This window comes from Mesorhizobium sp. Pch-S, assembly GCF_004136315.1.
In the GTDB taxonomy this organism is placed as follows: Bacteria; Pseudomonadota; Alphaproteobacteria; order Rhizobiales; family Rhizobiaceae; genus Mesorhizobium.
In genome coordinates, this window is sequence record NZ_CP029562.1 from 3,565,455 (window position 1) to 3,580,107 (window position 14,653).

Below are 14,653 nucleotides of genomic sequence, written 5' to 3' on the forward strand. Positions count from 1 at the left end.
TCCTGCCTCGATCAAACGTCAATGCGCCTCGTCCCAGTTGTTGGCGGCACGCGCGTCGACCTGCAGCGGCACGGACAGCGAAACCGCCGGCATGGCCGCATTCTCCATGACTTCGCGCACAATCGGAATGGTCGCTTCGACCTCGCTCTCGACGGTTTCGAAGATCAGTTCATCGTGCACCTGCAGCAGCATGCGGGCCGAGAGCCCGGCATCTTCCAGCGCCTGATCGACGCGGATCATGGCACGGCGAATGATGTCGGCGGCCGTGCCCTGCAGGCGGGCGTTGGTCGACGCGCGTTCGTTGAAGGCACGGATGGAAGGGTTCGACGAACGGATCTCCGGGTAATGGATGCGGCGGCCGAAGATGGTCTCGACATAGCCAAGTTCGCGCGCGGATGCCTTGGTGGATTCGATGTAGTCGCGGATGCCGGGGAACCGCTCGAAATACTTCCTGATGTAGTCGGAGGCTTCCTCGCGCGGGATCGACAGCTGGTTGGCCAGACCAAAGGCCGAAATGCCGTAGATGATGCCGAAATTGATCGCCTTGGCGCGGTTGCGGATCTCGCGCGGCATGCCTTCGACCGGCGTGTTGAACATTTCCGAAGCCGTGGCGGCGTGGATGTCGTCGCCATTGGCGAAGGCCAGCTTCAGCTGCGGGATGTCGGCGACATGGGCGAGCACACGCAGTTCGATCTGACTGTAATCGGCCGAGATCAGCTTGTTGCCCTTGTCGGCGATGAAGGCGGTGCGGATCTTGCGCCCTTCGGCCGTGCGGATCGGAATGTTCTGCAGGTTCGGCTCGGACGATGACAGGCGTCCGGTCGTCGTGGCAGCGAGCGCGTAGGATGTGTGCACGCGCTTGGTCGACGGGTTCACATACTCCGGCAATGCGTCCGTATAGGTCGATTTCAGCTTGGTGACCTGGCGCCAGTCGACGATCTTGCGCGGCAGCTCGTAGCCTTCCGCTGCCAGTTCTTCCAGCACCTGCGCTGTCGTGGACCACTGGCCCGACTTCGTCTTGGTGCCACCAGGCAGTTTCATCTGGTCGAACAGGATATCGCCAAGCTGCTTGGGCGAACCGATGGTGAAACGCTCGCCGGCGACCTGGTAGATTTCGTCCTCGAGCGCTGCGGCACGCTGTGCGAAGTCTCCCGACAGCCGCGACAGCATCTGCCGGTCGACGGAGATGCCGCGCTCCTCCATTTTTGCCAGCGTCTCGACCAGTGGCCGCTCCAGTCGTTCATAGACCGATGCGACACGCTTGGCCGCGAGCTGCGGCTTCAGCACCTGCCACAACCGGAACGCCACATCGGCGCCTTCGGCGGAATACGACGTTGCGCGGTCGATCTCGACGAAAGCGAAGGTCACCAGCTTCTTGCCGGAGCCGACGATGTCCTTGTAGGGCGTCATGGTGCGACCGAGCCACTTGTCGGCCAGCGAAGCGATGTCGTGACCACCTGCCGTGCCACCGTCGAGCACATAGGACAAAAGCATGGCGTCGTCATAAGGCTGGAGCAGCAGGCCATGCCTGCGCAGCACCAGCCAGTCGTATTTCACATTGTGGCCGATCTTGAGCACCGACGGATCGGCCAGCAAAGGCGCGATCGCCGCACGTGCTTCCTCGAAGGATATCTGCTCAGGGGCCATGCCGCCGCCGAGCAGATCGTCTTCTGCATTTCGGTGCGTGAGCGGCACATAGGCCGCACGGCCTGGCCGCGTCGCCAGCGAGAAGCCCACGAGCTCCGCCTGCATCGGATCGAGCGAGGTCGTCTCCGCGCGGAAAGCGACTGCACCAGCCTCCCTTGCTTCCGCGACCCAGGATTGCAGGGTGGCCACGTCGCGAATGCAGGCGTAGGCCGCGGGATCGAATTTCGCCACGGCGGCTTGCTGGATGCGGGTCGCGACGAGGCCAGCCACGGTGCCTTCGACATTGCCCCGATTGGGATCGACCGGTGCCGTCGCCGCCGGCTCCACCGCTGGCTGGGTCTGCCCGCGCGCAACGGCGGGCGCGCCGGCGCCGACGTCCGGCCCATGTGCGCTGTCGCCCGTCTCGACCGTCAGCACTGCCGCATCGATGGCAGCGACATCCGTATCGGTAGCCTCGGCGACACGCCGCGTCAGCGTGGTGAACTCCATCGCCTTCAGGAAGCCGATCAGCCGGGGACCGTTCGGCGGCTGCAGCACCAGCTCGTCAAGGCCCTCGACCACCGGGACATCGTTTTTCAGCGTCACCAGATCGCGCGAGATGCGGGCCTTGTCGGCATTGTCGATGATCGACTGGCGACGCTTCTCCTGCTTGATCTCGCCGGCGCGGACAAGCAGCGTGTCAAGATCGCCGAACTGTTCCAGAAGCTGCGCCGCCGTCTTCGGGCCGATGCCGGGAACGCCCGGCACATTGTCGACCGAGTCGCCGGTGAGCGCCTGCAGGTCGATCATCTTTTCCGGCGGCACACCCCATTTCTCGATTACCTCGGGAATGCCGATCTGCCTGTCCTTCATCGGGTCATACATGCCGACGGCGGGGCCGACGAGCTGCATCAGGTCCTTGTCGGAGGAGATGATGGTGGCGTCGGCGCCGGCCTCGCGGGCCAGGCGCGCGTAGGTGGCAATAAGGTCGTCGGCTTCGAAACCCTCCATCTCGATGCAAGGCAGGTCGAAGGCACGGGTGGCTTCGCGGATGAGGCCGAACTGTGGGATCAGGTCTTCCGGCGGGGCCGATCGGTTGGCCTTGTATTCCGCGTAGAGTTCGTTGCGGAAGGTCTTGGACGAATAGTCGAAGATGACGGCGAAATGCGTGGGTGTGATGCCGACATTGGTGTTGCGCGCATCTTGCATCAGCTTCCACACCATGTTGCAGAAGCCGAGCACTGCGTTGGTGGGCAGGCCGTCCGACTTGCGGTTCAGCGGTGGCAGCGCGTGATAGGCCCGGAAGATGTAGCCGGAACCGTCGACAAGGAAGAGATGATCGCCTTTTTTCATGGCGATACGGGTAGCCCGGCAACAGGCGGCTGTCCATGGTTTAGGCCGCTGTGCCGCCGTCTCCTGACATTCTTCGAACAGCTTTCGGCAAGCGGCTGTTCAGGCAGTCAGCACAGCCTGTTCGGACTCGCCAGTCGCCTTGGCGGCTTTGCGATTCTTGAACTTGTGGCCGATCTCTATGATGGCCTGGATGGCCGGCATGAATTCGGCGCCGAGATCCGTCAGCCCATACTCCACCGAAGGTGGTGACGTCGGCATCACACGCCGCCACAACACGCCTTTCTCTTCCAGATCGCGCAGCCTGGATGTCAGAACCTTGGCAGAAACGGCAGGGATGTCGGCCCTCAGTTCACCGAAACGGCGCGGCTCCGCGCTGAGACACCAGATGATGTTGGGCGTCCATGCGCCACCCAGCAGCGACATGCATTCGCTGAGCGGGCAGGAATAGGGCGGCGCAGCGGCCTTGTTCTTGCGGACCTTGAGCATCGTCTTTTCCAGTTACCGCAGAGATACCCGATTCAGTCGATCACCTCAAGTTACATGGTATCCATAGGTTACTGCATTTGCTAGCCGTTTGGACGTTCATTCCTGAAAGAGGACCCTTCATGAAACTTTATTATTCTCCCGGCACTTGTTCGCTGTCCCCGCATATCGTGCTGCGCGAACTTGGCCACGATTTCGAGCTCGAGAAGGTCGATATCCGCGCCAAGGTCACCGAGAGCGGCGACGACTTCCGGGCGATCAATCCCAAGGGCTACGTGCCGGCGCTGAAGCTGGAAAGTGGCGAGGTGCTGACCGAAGGTGTCGCGATCGTGCAGCATCTGGCCGACGCCGCCGGCGCGCGCCATCTGGCACCGCAACCGGGAACCCTGGAGCGTACACGGCTTGTCGAACATCTGAACTTCATCTCGGCCGAACTGCACAAGTCCTTCGGCCCGTTGTTCCAGGGTGCTTCGGAAGAGGCGAAAGAGGCCGCGCGGGCAAAGATCGGCAGCCGGCTGGACCTTCTGGAGCAGGTCTTTGCTGACGGACGCGACTTCCTGATGGGTGAGAGCTTCTCGGTCGCGGATGCCTATCTGTTCACCATCGTCAGCTGGACGCACCCGACCGGCATCGACCTCGCCAAATGGCCTCGCATTGCCGACTTCGTGGAACGTGTCGCCCGGCGTCCGACGGTTCAGGCAGCACTGGTCGCCGAAGGGCGGGGAAAAGCGGCATGAGCGCCGAGGTTTCCCACGCCACTGCCTATGCCGACGTTGCTGATGCGCTCGCCGATTATTTCGACGGGCTCTATTTCAGCGATACGGCAAGGCTTCGCCGCATCTTCCATCCGCAGGCGATCTACGCCTGCGCGACGGAAGGCAAGCTCCTGCATCTGACGATGCAGGAGTATTTTCCGATCGTCGACAAGCGGCCATCGCCGGCCAGCCGCGCCGAGCCTCGCGCCGATCGTATCGTATCTATCGAGTTCGCCGGTCCGGTCACCGCGTTCGTGCGGCTCCACTGTGCGATCGGTCCGAAATTGTTCACCGACCTGTTGACCCTTATCCATGTCGAAGGTCGTTGGCAGATCATCTCCAAGGTCTTTCATTTCGACCTGAAATCTTCCTGAAGCGAGGACAGCGCCATGCCCTATGTCAACATCAAGATCACCCGCGAAGGCGCGACGAAGGAGCAGAAAGCCGCGCTGATCAAGGGTGTCACGGATTTCCTGGTCGACGTGCTGGACAAGAATCCAGCCACCACCGTCGTCGTCATAGACGAGGTCGAGATGGAGCATTGGGGCATCGGCGGTCTTCCGGTCGAGCAGTACCGAAAAAAGATCGCAGGCCATTCGATAGAAGGCTGAAACGCCTTGGCATCGGCGGTGACGCCATCGTCGTCAGCAAAGGACGACAGCTATTGTTCCGACCTGAAACGGCCGCTCACGGGCATGTTACGAAAGTGTAATGTTTGTGCCCTTGAATCGCCATGTTCGCCTCCACAAATAAGGGTCATCGGCAGTTTTCGCCGAAAGTCCGGAACAAGGCCCGTCCCCCGCCTATGCCGGACATCTGCGGCAGCCTTTCCCCCTCTCCGGGCTGCCGCATTGTTTCGAGTAGCGCCGCCGTGGTTCCCCCTCCACCACGGCGGCACTTTTTTGGGAGCAGGACCATCACCGAGACGCAGGAAAAGACGGCGAGCCGGAAAACGCCGAAAACGCGGAAGCGGCGTGCGTTGCTGCTCATCAATCAGAAAGCCCGGCGTGGCGACATGCCGCTCGACGGAATCCTCAAGAGACTGCGCGACGGCGGACTGACGTCACGGTCGAGCCGTTCTCGGCTTTGCCGGAGCTTGCCCGCGACATCACCCGGCTGCGCGAGCAGGCCGACTGCATCATCATCAGTGGTGGTGACGGCACCGTTTCCTCCGGCGCCATGGCCGTGATGGAAAGCGGACTTCCTATGGGCATCCTGCCGATGGGCACGGCCAACGACCTCGCCCGCACACTTGGCCTGCCGATGGACATCATGCAGGCGGTCGACATCATTGTGGGCGGCTACGAACGGCGCATCGATCTCGGTTCGGTGAACGGACACGCTTTTTTCAACGTCGCCAGCATCGGACTCTCGACACAACTTGCGCAAGGCCTGAGGCCCGAGATCAAGCGCCGGTGGGGCCGCCTCGGTTATGCGATTGCCGCTTCGCGCGTCCTGTTCAAGGCAAGGCCCTTTACCGCGTGGATCCGTGAGAAGGGCGACACGGTGCGGGTCAAGACCTTCCAGATCGCCGTCGGCAACGGCCGCCACTACGGCGGCGGTAATGTCGTCGAGGCAAGTGCTGCGATCGATGACGGCTTCCTCGACCTCTATAGCCTCGAGATGAGCAATGTCTGGAAGCTTGCGTTGATGCTGCGGTCCTTCCGCTCCGGCACGCACGGCGCCTGGAACGAGGTTCGCACGGCACGATGCGTGCAGTTCGATGTGACCACCAAAACGCCGCAACCGGTTAACACCGATGGCGAGATCGTGACGTCAACGCCAGCGTCCTTCCTCGTGCATCCGGAGGCGATTGCCGTCTATGCGCCGCCGGGCACCGACGACTGACGATAGAGCCAATCGACCAGCTGTGGTTTTCTTTGGACAACGCTTCCATTAGGGTCGCCGCGGAATCGCCCTTTCAGATCAAAAGGCCCGCAATGACCGTTCTCAACCCCGTCCTCGACCGCCTCGACAAGAACCTCGACCAGAGCCTCGATCGCCTGTTCGATCTTTTGAAGATCAAGTCGATCTCGACGGATCCGGCCTTTTCGGCCGACTGCCGCAAGGCGGCCGAATGGCTCGTCGCAGATCTGAAGTCGATCGGTTTTGACGCTTCGGTGCGGGACACGCCCGGTCATCCCATGGTGGTCGCCCATCACGAAGGTCCGGCAAATGCGCCGCACGTGCTGTTCTATGGCCATTATGACGTGCAGCCGGTCGATCCGCTCAATCTCTGGCACGATGACCCCTTCGCGCCGGCGATGAAGGAAATCGAGCCAGGTCGCAAAGTCATCACCGGCCGAGGTTCGGCAGACGACAAGGGCCAGTTGATGACCTTCGTCGAAGCCTGCCGCGCCTGGAAGGCAGAACATGGTGTGCTGCCCTGCCGCATCACCATCCTGTTCGAGGGTGAAGAAGAGAGCGGCTCGCCATCGCTGAAGCCGTTCCTCGACGCCAATGCCAAGGAACTGAAGGCGGATTTCGCCCTGGTCTGCGACACCGGCATGTGGGATCGCGAGACCCCTGCGATTTCGACCGCGCTGCGTGGTCTCGTCGGCGAGGAGATCACCATCAAGGCTGCCAACCGCGACCTGCATTCAGGCGAATTCGGCGGTGCCGCTGCCAACCCGATCCGTATCCTGGCCAGGATCCTGGCCGATATCCATGACGAAACCGGCCGGGTGACCATTCCGGGCTTCTACGACGGCGTCGAAGAGACGCCATCGCAGGTGTTGAAGTCGTGGGAAGCACTGGGCGAGACGGCAGAGACCTTCCTTGGCCCGATCGGTCTTTCGGTTCCTTCCGGCGAAAAGGGCCGTTCGGTGCTGGAACTGGTCTGGGCGCGTCCGACCGCCGAGTTCAACGGCATCATCGGCGGCTATACCGGCAAGGGCTTCAAGACGGTGATCGCGGCGGAAGCCTCGGCGAAAGTCTCCTTCCGCCTCGTGCACAAGCAGGACCCGGACAAGATCCGGGCCGCCTTCCGCAAATTCGTCGAGGACCGCCTGCCGGCTGACTGTTCTGTCGAATTTCACCCGCATGGCGGCTCGCCGGCGATCCAGCTTTCCTATGACTCGCCGTTCCTGACCAAGGCCAAGAATGCGTTGTCGGACGAATGGCCGAAGCCGGCGGTGATGATTGCCATGGGGGGGTCGATCCCGATCGTCGGTGACTTCCAGAATTTCCTCGGCATGGAATCGCTGCTGGTCGGCTACGGCCTCTCGGATGATCGTATCCATTCGCCGAACGAGAAGTACGATCTGAGCTCTTTCCATAAAGGACAGCGCTCGTGGGCGCGTATCCTCGATGCGTTGACCCGTTGAGAGCACCGGCCATGAGCACCATTCGTTTCCACCAGAACGATCTGCCCGATCTCAGCCACTACGATGTCGATGCTGTTGCTATCGACACCGAGACACTGGGTCTCAACCCGCATCGCGACCGTCTTTGCGTGGTGCAGATTTCACCCGGCGACGGTACGGCCGACGTCATCCAGATCGCGCCTGGTCAGAAGAAGGCGCCGAACCTGGTCAGCCTGCTGAAGAACCGCAAGGTCACCAAGCTGTTCCATTTCGGGCGTTTTGATCTCGCCGTGCTCTACAATGCTTTCGGTGTGATGCCGGAACCGGTGTTCTGCACCAAGATCGCGTCGCGGCTGGTGCGTACCTACACCGACCGGCATGGGCTCAAGGATATCTGCCAGGAATTGCTTGGGGTCAGCCTGTCGAAGCAGCAACAGTCTTCCGACTGGGCGGCCGAGACGCTTTCGCCGGAGCAGCTCGAATATGCTGCGTCCGACGTGCTTTACCTGCACCGGCTGCGCGATGTCCTGGCCGGCCGATTGCAGCGAGACGGCAGGACCAAGGAAGCCGACGCCTGCTTCCGCTTCCTGCCGACCCGTGCCAAACTCGATCTCATGGGCTGGGACGAAGAGGATATTTTCGCCCACAGTTGAGCGCCGCGCTGACCTCGGCCGATGGAGCGTGATCCCGAACCGAAGGTCAGCGCAGCAAAAAGTGGGAACCGGTTTTCGGAAGAGAGAGGCTGGAACCATGGCTGCAAGACAACCGATCGACACCGCGCCGAAGGACGGGTCCAAGGTGACCGTCTACTGGACGGACGGCGATGGGGTGCTGAATGAATCCATCGCGCAATACCGCTCCGCCGAGCGCCTCAAGGCCCTCGGTGGCGACGTCAATCCCGGCGATATCGGCTGGTGGGCGGCGATCGACGGCCACACCCAGAAGAAGATAGAGCCGACAAGCTGGCGCCCGGCCTCCGACGACGAGGACGACGACGCCTAGAGCAATTCCAGGAAAAGTGCGTAGCGGTTTTCCGTCCGGAATTGCTTAGGGACAAAGACTTGGGGTGTTTCCGCTTCCTGATGTCGACTCGCTGTCGGTGCGCAATTCCAGACGCAAACCGCTTCGCACCCTGCAGGAATACTCCAAAGCGTGTGCTTGGCTTTTCTTGCGCGGTTGAACTATCGTCCCTGCATTGCAACCGGGGCCTGATTCGCAGCTTCGCCTGGTCTTGGCCCATGTTCGAGAGGGACTGCCATGGGTGTCGAAAGTCTGATTGTCTTCCTCATCATCGGCGCGGTCGCCGGCTGGCTTGCCGGCCTGATCGTCAAGGGCTTCGGCTTCGGCCTTGTCGGTAACATCGTCGTCGGTATCGTCGGTGCCTTCATTGCAGGCTGGCTGTTCCCGACACTGGGCATCAGCCTGGGTTCGGGCATCATCGCCTCGATCATTCACGCGGCAATCGGCGCGATCATTCTTCTGGTGCTGATCAGGTTGGTAAAACAGGCCTGAGCGCCGCTACGGCGGAACAACAGGCTCTCCATTCCCAGGCATGTTCCTGGGAATGGTTTTCAGAAATGGTCATGTTCTCAGGCGCTTCTGCGCATCGGCCTTTCATGGCTGTGATCGACCACGTAGTGGCCAATCCTCTCATCGACGAGCATGCCGCTGATGCGGATGAAGCCGGCAAAAGAGCGGCGCGCATCATCGGTGCTGATCTGGCCGCCATCGGCGGCGAGGCAGCAATTCATGGCACAGTTGAAAACGGGGCCGCGACGCCCTGCAGGCCATTCACGTAAGAATGCGATCGCTTCGGCAACGCCTTCGATTTCTTTGATCGGATGGCCTGGTCCACGCGAAAGCCGCACCGGCACGACAAATTGCAGGCGGTTCATTGGCTACCTCCCAGACATTGGAGCAGGCTGACACTACTCCTTTGTTGGCACGGCGAACAGGCCGTGCACGCAGGATTGATCGTCGGATTCAAAAATTGATCTTAGGAGAGGTTTGCAAATTGAACGGCTCGCTGCAGGGGGTGTTGCAGCGAGCCGTTTACAGGACATGGAGGGACATGCCTGACTTCAAGTGGACGAAAACTCCTCAGGAAGTGCCCATCAACGATCCGCTCCCGGCAAAGTTCCGCCGCGAACAATCACGAAAGAGTGACGCAGTCTGTTTTTGAAGAGTAATTGACGAAGAAAAGGCGTTTGAGCGCCGAGGTGCAAAGATGCGTGCCGACCCTGAGCAGAGCCAAACATAGCTCCAGCCCGCGAACCCGGTGACGACGCAGCCCGCCGCTCTCGTTTCCAGTCTACCAGCCGCAGCTCTTGCCCCGGTTCTGTTCCTTCAGCCACGCTTGCAGCGGCGCGAAATAAGCGATGATCGCATCGCCTGAAATTTCGCGTTGGCCGGTGAAGGCTTCCAGCGCATCAGGCCAGGCTTTCGAAGCGCCCATTTCCAGCATTGCGTTGAATTTCCTGCCGACTTCCTTGTTGTTGTAGAACGAGCAGCGATGCAGCGGGCCTTTCCAGCCGCTCTGCTCGCAGGCAGCCCGGTAGAACTGGAACTGCAGCACATTGGCGAGGAAATAACGCAGGTAAGGGGTGGTGGCGGGAATGTGGTACTTCGCGCCAGGATCAAATGATGCTTCGCCGCGCTCGACCGGCGGCTGGATGCCTTGATACTTCAGACGCAGGTCGTTCCAGGCTGCATTGTAGCCTTCCGGCTTCACCGAGCCGTCGAAAACACCCCAGCGCCATTTGTCGACCAGCAAGCCAAACGGCATGAAGGCGATCTTGTCCATGGCCTGGCGCAGCAGCAGGCCGATGTCCTTGTCGCTGCTCGGAACCTTGTCCTTCGGCAGCAGGCCGATCTGAACGAGATATTCAGGCGTGATAGACAGTGCGATGGTGTCGCCGACCGCTTCGTGGAAGCCGTCGTTCGCGCCATTCATATGCAGGAAGTCCTGCGCCTTGTAAGCGCGCTGGTAGAAATTGTGGCCAAGTTCGTGGTGGACGGTCACGAAGTCCTGCCCGTTGACCTTGATGCACATCTTGATGCGTACGTCGTCCTGGTTATCGATGTCCCATGCCGAGGCGTGGCATACGACGTCGCGGTCGGCCGGCTTCACGAACATCGACCGTTTCCAGAATGTGTCGGGCAATTTGTCGAAACCGAGCGAGGTGAAGAAGGCCTCGCCGGTTTCGACCATCTTCCTGTCGTCGTAGCCGGCTGATTTCAGCAGTTCGGTCGGGTCGTAGCCGATATCGCCAGCGCCCGCGGGCGCAACGATGTCGTAGATGCCAGTCCATTCCTGCGCCCACATGTTGCCGAGCAGATCGGCACGGATCGGACCTGTCCGGGGTTGCACGGCATCGCCGTATTTTTCGTTCAGCTTGCCGCGCACATAGCAGTGCAGGTCGTCATAGAGCGGCTTCGTGTCCGACCAGATCCTGTCGGTCAACTTGGCGACCTCATCGGCGGGCATGTCGTATTGCGAGCGCCACATCGCGCCGACATTCGGGTAGCCGAGCTCCCTGGCTCCGGCATTGGATATCTCGACCAGCCGCTGATAGTCGGCACGCATCGGGGCGCCGACCTTGTCGTGCCAGCTGGTCCACATCTCCTTGAGCTCTTCGGGATTGCGATTGAGCGACATCTGCTCTTCGATGTCGGAGCCGTTGATCGGCTTGCCCCGCAGCGTGCCTTCGCCCTTGCCATAGGCCGACTGCAGCCTGGTCGAGATGTTGTTCAGCTGGTCAGCGGCGCCTGCCGTCGTTGGCGCCGGCAGCACGATGCCGCCTTTCAGGATATTGAGCTTGCGTTTGACCTCGTCGCTGAGGCCTTCGACCTTGTCGAATTTAGCGGCTTCCAAGGCGAGACGAACCGAAAGCTCGGTCTGGCGGGCGCCGGCTTCGGCCGCGAGCGCGTCGGTGTCTTCGGTGAGGAACGTGCTGTTCACCCACTGGATCCGGTTGACCCGAACCGATTCCGTATTCAGCGCGGCCTCGGCATTCTTGAGGAATTTTTCTGTGTCCTCGACTGTAGGGCTGGTCGACTGGGCAAAAGCTGGGGCTTGCAAGAGCAGACTGACCGCTGTCGCGGTCGCAAGAAGGGTGCATCTCATAGACATGTCCTCCACGTCCCGGCCCGCCGGAGCCGAAGCTACGGCAAGTCAGGACAGGGTCAAGGGTGGATGCGCCGTATTTCGTGGATCAAGGGTCCGCTTATCTGTGCGCTGGTCGCTTGCACAGAGATCTTCCTTTAACCGGCCTTTAAACCGCCTCATCTAGTCTTCACCGAAGCGCCATCGGCATCGGGACTATCGGCAGCGCGCATGGCGGACCGCAGGGACAAACGCATCGAGCCCAGCTTTGACGGGCCGTCGCAGACGGCTTCTTCCACGGGATTCTCGGTGCGGGAAGAGGACCGCGTCGTGCCGGGAAACCGTAAATCCTCCAGCAAACGTGGCACGGCCAAAGCGAAGTCGTCTCGTGGTGGCCGGCGCAGGCGCAGCAAGACCGGGCTGTTCGGGCGGCTGCTTTACTGGTGCTTCGTGCTCGCCATCTGGGGCGGCATCGCCGTCGCCGGCGTCGTCGTCTATTACGGCGCCAAGATGCCTGCGGCCACCACCTGGTCGGTCCCGGATCGTGCGCCCAACATCAAGATCGTCGATGTCGACGACCATTTGATTGCCAACCGCGGCATGAGCGGCGGTGAGGCGGTCGGGCTCAACGAGATGTCGCGTTACATCCCCGAAGCCGTCATCGCCATCGAAGACCGGCGCTTCTATTCCCACTACGGCATTGATCCGATCGGCTTCACCCGCGCGGTTGTGACCAATCTTATCGGCGGTCACTTGCGGCAGGGCGGGTCGACCCTGACCCAGCAGCTCGCCAAGAACCTGTTCCTGACACCGGATCGCACACTGGAGCGCAAGGTGCAGGAAGTCCTGCTTGCCATCTGGCTGGAGCAGAAACACACCAAGGATCAGATCCTGGAGATGTATCTGAACCGGGTCTATTTCGGCTCGGGCGCGCACGGCGTCGAAGCAGCCTCGCGCCGCTATTTCGGCAAGAGCGCGCGCGACGTGACACTCTCCGAGGCAGCGTTGCTGGCGGGCCTGTTGAAAGCGCCGTCGCGTTTCTCGCCGGCACGCGATCCCAAGGCGGCCGAGAGCCGGGCGCAGCTGGTGCTGGGCGCCATGCGCGAAGAGGGCATGATCAGCGACAAGGAATTGAAGACCGCGATGGCGGCTCCCGCCGTGCGCGCGCCTTCCTACTGGACAGGTTCGGAAAACTACGTCGCCGACGCCATCGTCGAAGAACTGCCGACCCTGATCGGCGACGTACGTGGCGACATCGTCGTGGAAACCACGGTCGACCTCACGCTGCAGAAGCTGGCCGAGAAATCGATCCGCGAGCTGATCGATGCGAAGGGCAGCAAACTCAACGTCACCCAGGGCGCACTGGTGTCGATCGACAATTCCGGCGCGGTGCGGGCAATGGTCGGTGGCTACGATTATTCGACCAGCCAGTTCAACCGTGCCTCCGAGGCGCGGCGGCAACCCGGCTCGGCCTTCAAGCCTTTTGTCTATATGACGGCGCTGGAGGCCGGCCGTACGCCAGACAGTGTCCGCAACGATGCGCCGATCCGTATCGGCAACTGGTCGCCCGACAACTTCAAGGGCAAATATTATGGCAAGGTCACGCTGGCGACCGCGCTCGCCAAATCCTTGAACTCGGTGGCGGCACAGCTGACCATGGAAGTCGGCCCCGATGCGGTGATCGATACCGCGCATCGCATGGGCATCCAGTCCGACCTGCAGAACAACACGGCGATCGCGCTCGGCACATCGGAAGTGACGCCGCTGGAGTTGACCTCGGCCTATGTGCCGTTCGCCAATGGCGGGTTCCGGCCAGAGGTGCATTTCGTGCGCCGCATCACCGACGGCAACGGCAAGGTGCTCTACAAGGCCAAGGAAGGCTCGGCACCGCGCGTGGCGCGAACCGAGATCATCGGCATGATGAATTCGATGATGTCAGGCACCGTCGAGGTCGGTACCGCGAAGAAAGCCGCCTTCGGCTGGCCTTCCGCGGGCAAGACCGGCACCAGCCAGAACTCACGCGATGCCTGGTTCGTCGGCTACACCGCCAATCTGACCACCGGTGTGTGGTTCGGCAACGACGATGGCACCGCGATGAAGAACGTCACCGGTGGCGCACTGCCGGCGCAGGCCTGGCATGAATTCATGATGGCCGCACACCAGGGCGTTCCGGTGAAGCCGCTGCCTGGCACCTGGCGTTCGACGCCTTCCGACACCATCGTGCAGGACGATATCCCATTTGACCTGACACCGCCGGCGCCGGTGCCCGGAGGCGCTCCGTCGGCTTCGGCGGACCAGCCTGCGCAACAGCGCGCAGTCCGCCAGCAGGCGCAGGACACCAGCCCCGCGATGCCACGCGACAATGGCAGCACAGCCTCGATCGATCATCCGGTGCCGCCGGGCGACGTCGGCGGGCCAACGAAAAAGCGCGGCACCTCGATCCTGGACATCCTTGGCGGTGGTTAAGCCGCGCATTGCCATTTTGAGGAAACGTCCTCGCGCTACTCTTGCGTTTCTGCGCCGCTAAGTTTCGCGAGAATGGAGACGAGCTGCGGCGCCATCGAGCTGATCTCGTCCTGATGAATGCCGGAAAGCGCCTGCAGGCGGTTCTCGCTTTCGGGCGTGAGCGTCAGCAGCACCCGCCGGCCGTCATTGGGATCGGGACGGCGGCGCACGAGACCCGCTTCCTCCAGCCGATTGGCGAGTTCCGCCGCCGTGTGCTGCCGCACCAGCAGCCGCGTCGCCAGCTCGCCGATCGACAAGCCATCGGCCTCGCCCACCCCCTTGATCGTCAGCAGAGCCTGGTGCTGCTGCGCTGTCAGGCCGGCCTCGCTCGCCGCGGCCTCACTGAAGGCAAGAAACCTGCGGATCGCATAGCGGAACTCGGCAAGCGACCGATAGTCGACGCTTTCCGCGCCGCCGGCCCGCGGTCGTCCTGATGCTGCTTTCGGTTTTTTGATCACCGGGTCGTTTCCTTCTGCGAATTTATATCGTAATGCGATATAAATTCATCAACAGCGCTGACA

The 14,653-nt window shown here is 61.7% G+C and carries 13 protein-coding genes and 1 pseudogene; 9 read left to right on the plus strand and 5 right to left on the minus strand.

The window, feature by feature from the left end; genetic code table 11:
* Positions 1–18: 18 nt before the first annotated feature.
* Together polA and C1M53_RS16660 are read right to left on the minus strand one after the other, a co-directional pair.
* Complete coding sequence (polA, locus tag C1M53_RS16655; RefSeq protein WP_129413245.1) at positions 19–2,979, minus strand: DNA polymerase I; 2,961 nt, start codon at positions 2,977–2,979, stop codon at positions 19–21.
* Positions 2,980–3,078: 99 nt separating this feature from the next.
* Positions 3,079–3,465 carry a helix-turn-helix domain-containing protein gene (locus tag C1M53_RS16660; protein WP_129413246.1) on the minus strand — a complete coding sequence of 129 codons (387 nt, stop codon included), beginning with the start codon at positions 3,463–3,465 and terminating at the stop codon, positions 3,079–3,081.
* A gap of 119 nt (positions 3,466–3,584) precedes the next feature.
* Between C1M53_RS16660 and gstA the strand changes: the two genes are divergently transcribed.
* From gstA to C1M53_RS16700, 8 genes and pseudogenes are all read left to right on the plus strand, one after another.
* Positions 3,585–4,199, plus strand: coding sequence for a glutathione transferase GstA (gstA, locus tag C1M53_RS16665; protein ID WP_129413247.1), 615 nt, complete (start codon positions 3,585–3,587; stop codon positions 4,197–4,199).
* Positions 4,196–4,591, plus strand: a complete 396-nt coding sequence (locus tag C1M53_RS16670; protein WP_129413248.1) for a nuclear transport factor 2 family protein — start codon at positions 4,196–4,198, stop codon at positions 4,589–4,591. The genes gstA and C1M53_RS16670 overlap by 4 nt, the downstream gene beginning before the upstream one ends.
* Positions 4,592–4,606: 15 nt before the next feature.
* Positions 4,607–4,828, plus strand: a complete 222-nt coding sequence (locus tag C1M53_RS16675) for a 4-oxalocrotonate tautomerase family protein (protein WP_129413249.1) — start codon at positions 4,607–4,609, stop codon at positions 4,826–4,828.
* Between the two features lie 427 nt (positions 4,829–5,255).
* Positions 5,256–6,065 (plus strand): annotated as a pseudogene (locus C1M53_RS16680) (lipid kinase); the annotation flags it as partial.
* A 92-nt stretch (positions 6,066–6,157) separates the two neighbouring features.
* Positions 6,158–7,543 carry a M20/M25/M40 family metallo-hydrolase gene (locus tag C1M53_RS16685; RefSeq protein ID WP_129413250.1) on the plus strand — a complete coding sequence of 462 codons (1,386 nt, stop codon included), beginning with the start codon at positions 6,158–6,160 and terminating at the stop codon, positions 7,541–7,543.
* Positions 7,544–7,554: 11 nt separating this feature from the next.
* Positions 7,555–8,175 (plus strand): ribonuclease D, encoded by a 621-nt coding sequence (locus C1M53_RS16690; protein WP_129413251.1) that lies wholly within the window; start codon positions 7,555–7,557, stop codon positions 8,173–8,175.
* A gap of 97 nt (positions 8,176–8,272) precedes the next feature.
* On the plus strand, positions 8,273–8,524 hold the full coding sequence (locus C1M53_RS16695) for a hypothetical protein (protein WP_129413252.1): 252 nt from the start codon (positions 8,273–8,275) through the stop codon (positions 8,522–8,524).
* Positions 8,525–8,779: 255 nt separating this feature from the next.
* Positions 8,780–9,034: a GlsB/YeaQ/YmgE family stress response membrane protein gene (locus tag C1M53_RS16700; RefSeq protein WP_129413253.1), complete on the plus strand. Its 255-nt coding sequence runs from the start codon at positions 8,780–8,782 to the stop codon at positions 9,032–9,034.
* A gap of 77 nt (positions 9,035–9,111) precedes the next feature.
* Here the strand turns inward: C1M53_RS16700 and C1M53_RS16705 are convergent, their stop codons facing one another.
* Complete coding sequence (locus tag C1M53_RS16705; protein ID WP_129413254.1) at positions 9,112–9,417, minus strand: DUF982 domain-containing protein; 306 nt, start codon at positions 9,415–9,417, stop codon at positions 9,112–9,114.
* 416 nt (positions 9,418–9,833) lie between these two features.
* A complete protein-coding gene (locus C1M53_RS16710) occupies positions 9,834–11,648 on the minus strand; it encodes a M2 family metallopeptidase (protein ID WP_207213010.1) in 1,815 nt (604 codons plus the stop codon).
* 210 nt (positions 11,649–11,858) lie between these two features.
* Here C1M53_RS16710 and C1M53_RS16715 point away from each other — a divergent pair, with 210 nt between their 5' ends.
* A complete protein-coding gene (locus C1M53_RS16715) occupies positions 11,859–14,093 on the plus strand; it encodes a transglycosylase domain-containing protein (RefSeq protein ID WP_129413256.1) in 2,235 nt (744 codons plus the stop codon).
* A 35-nt stretch (positions 14,094–14,128) separates the two neighbouring features.
* Here C1M53_RS16715 and C1M53_RS16720 read toward each other — a convergent pair whose 3' ends face one another.
* The gene (locus tag C1M53_RS16720) at positions 14,129–14,590 is read right to left on the minus strand and encodes a MarR family transcriptional regulator (RefSeq protein ID WP_245488177.1); all 462 of its coding nucleotides are present in this window, start codon (positions 14,588–14,590) and stop codon (positions 14,129–14,131) included.
* Positions 14,591–14,653: the final 63 nt, after the last annotated feature.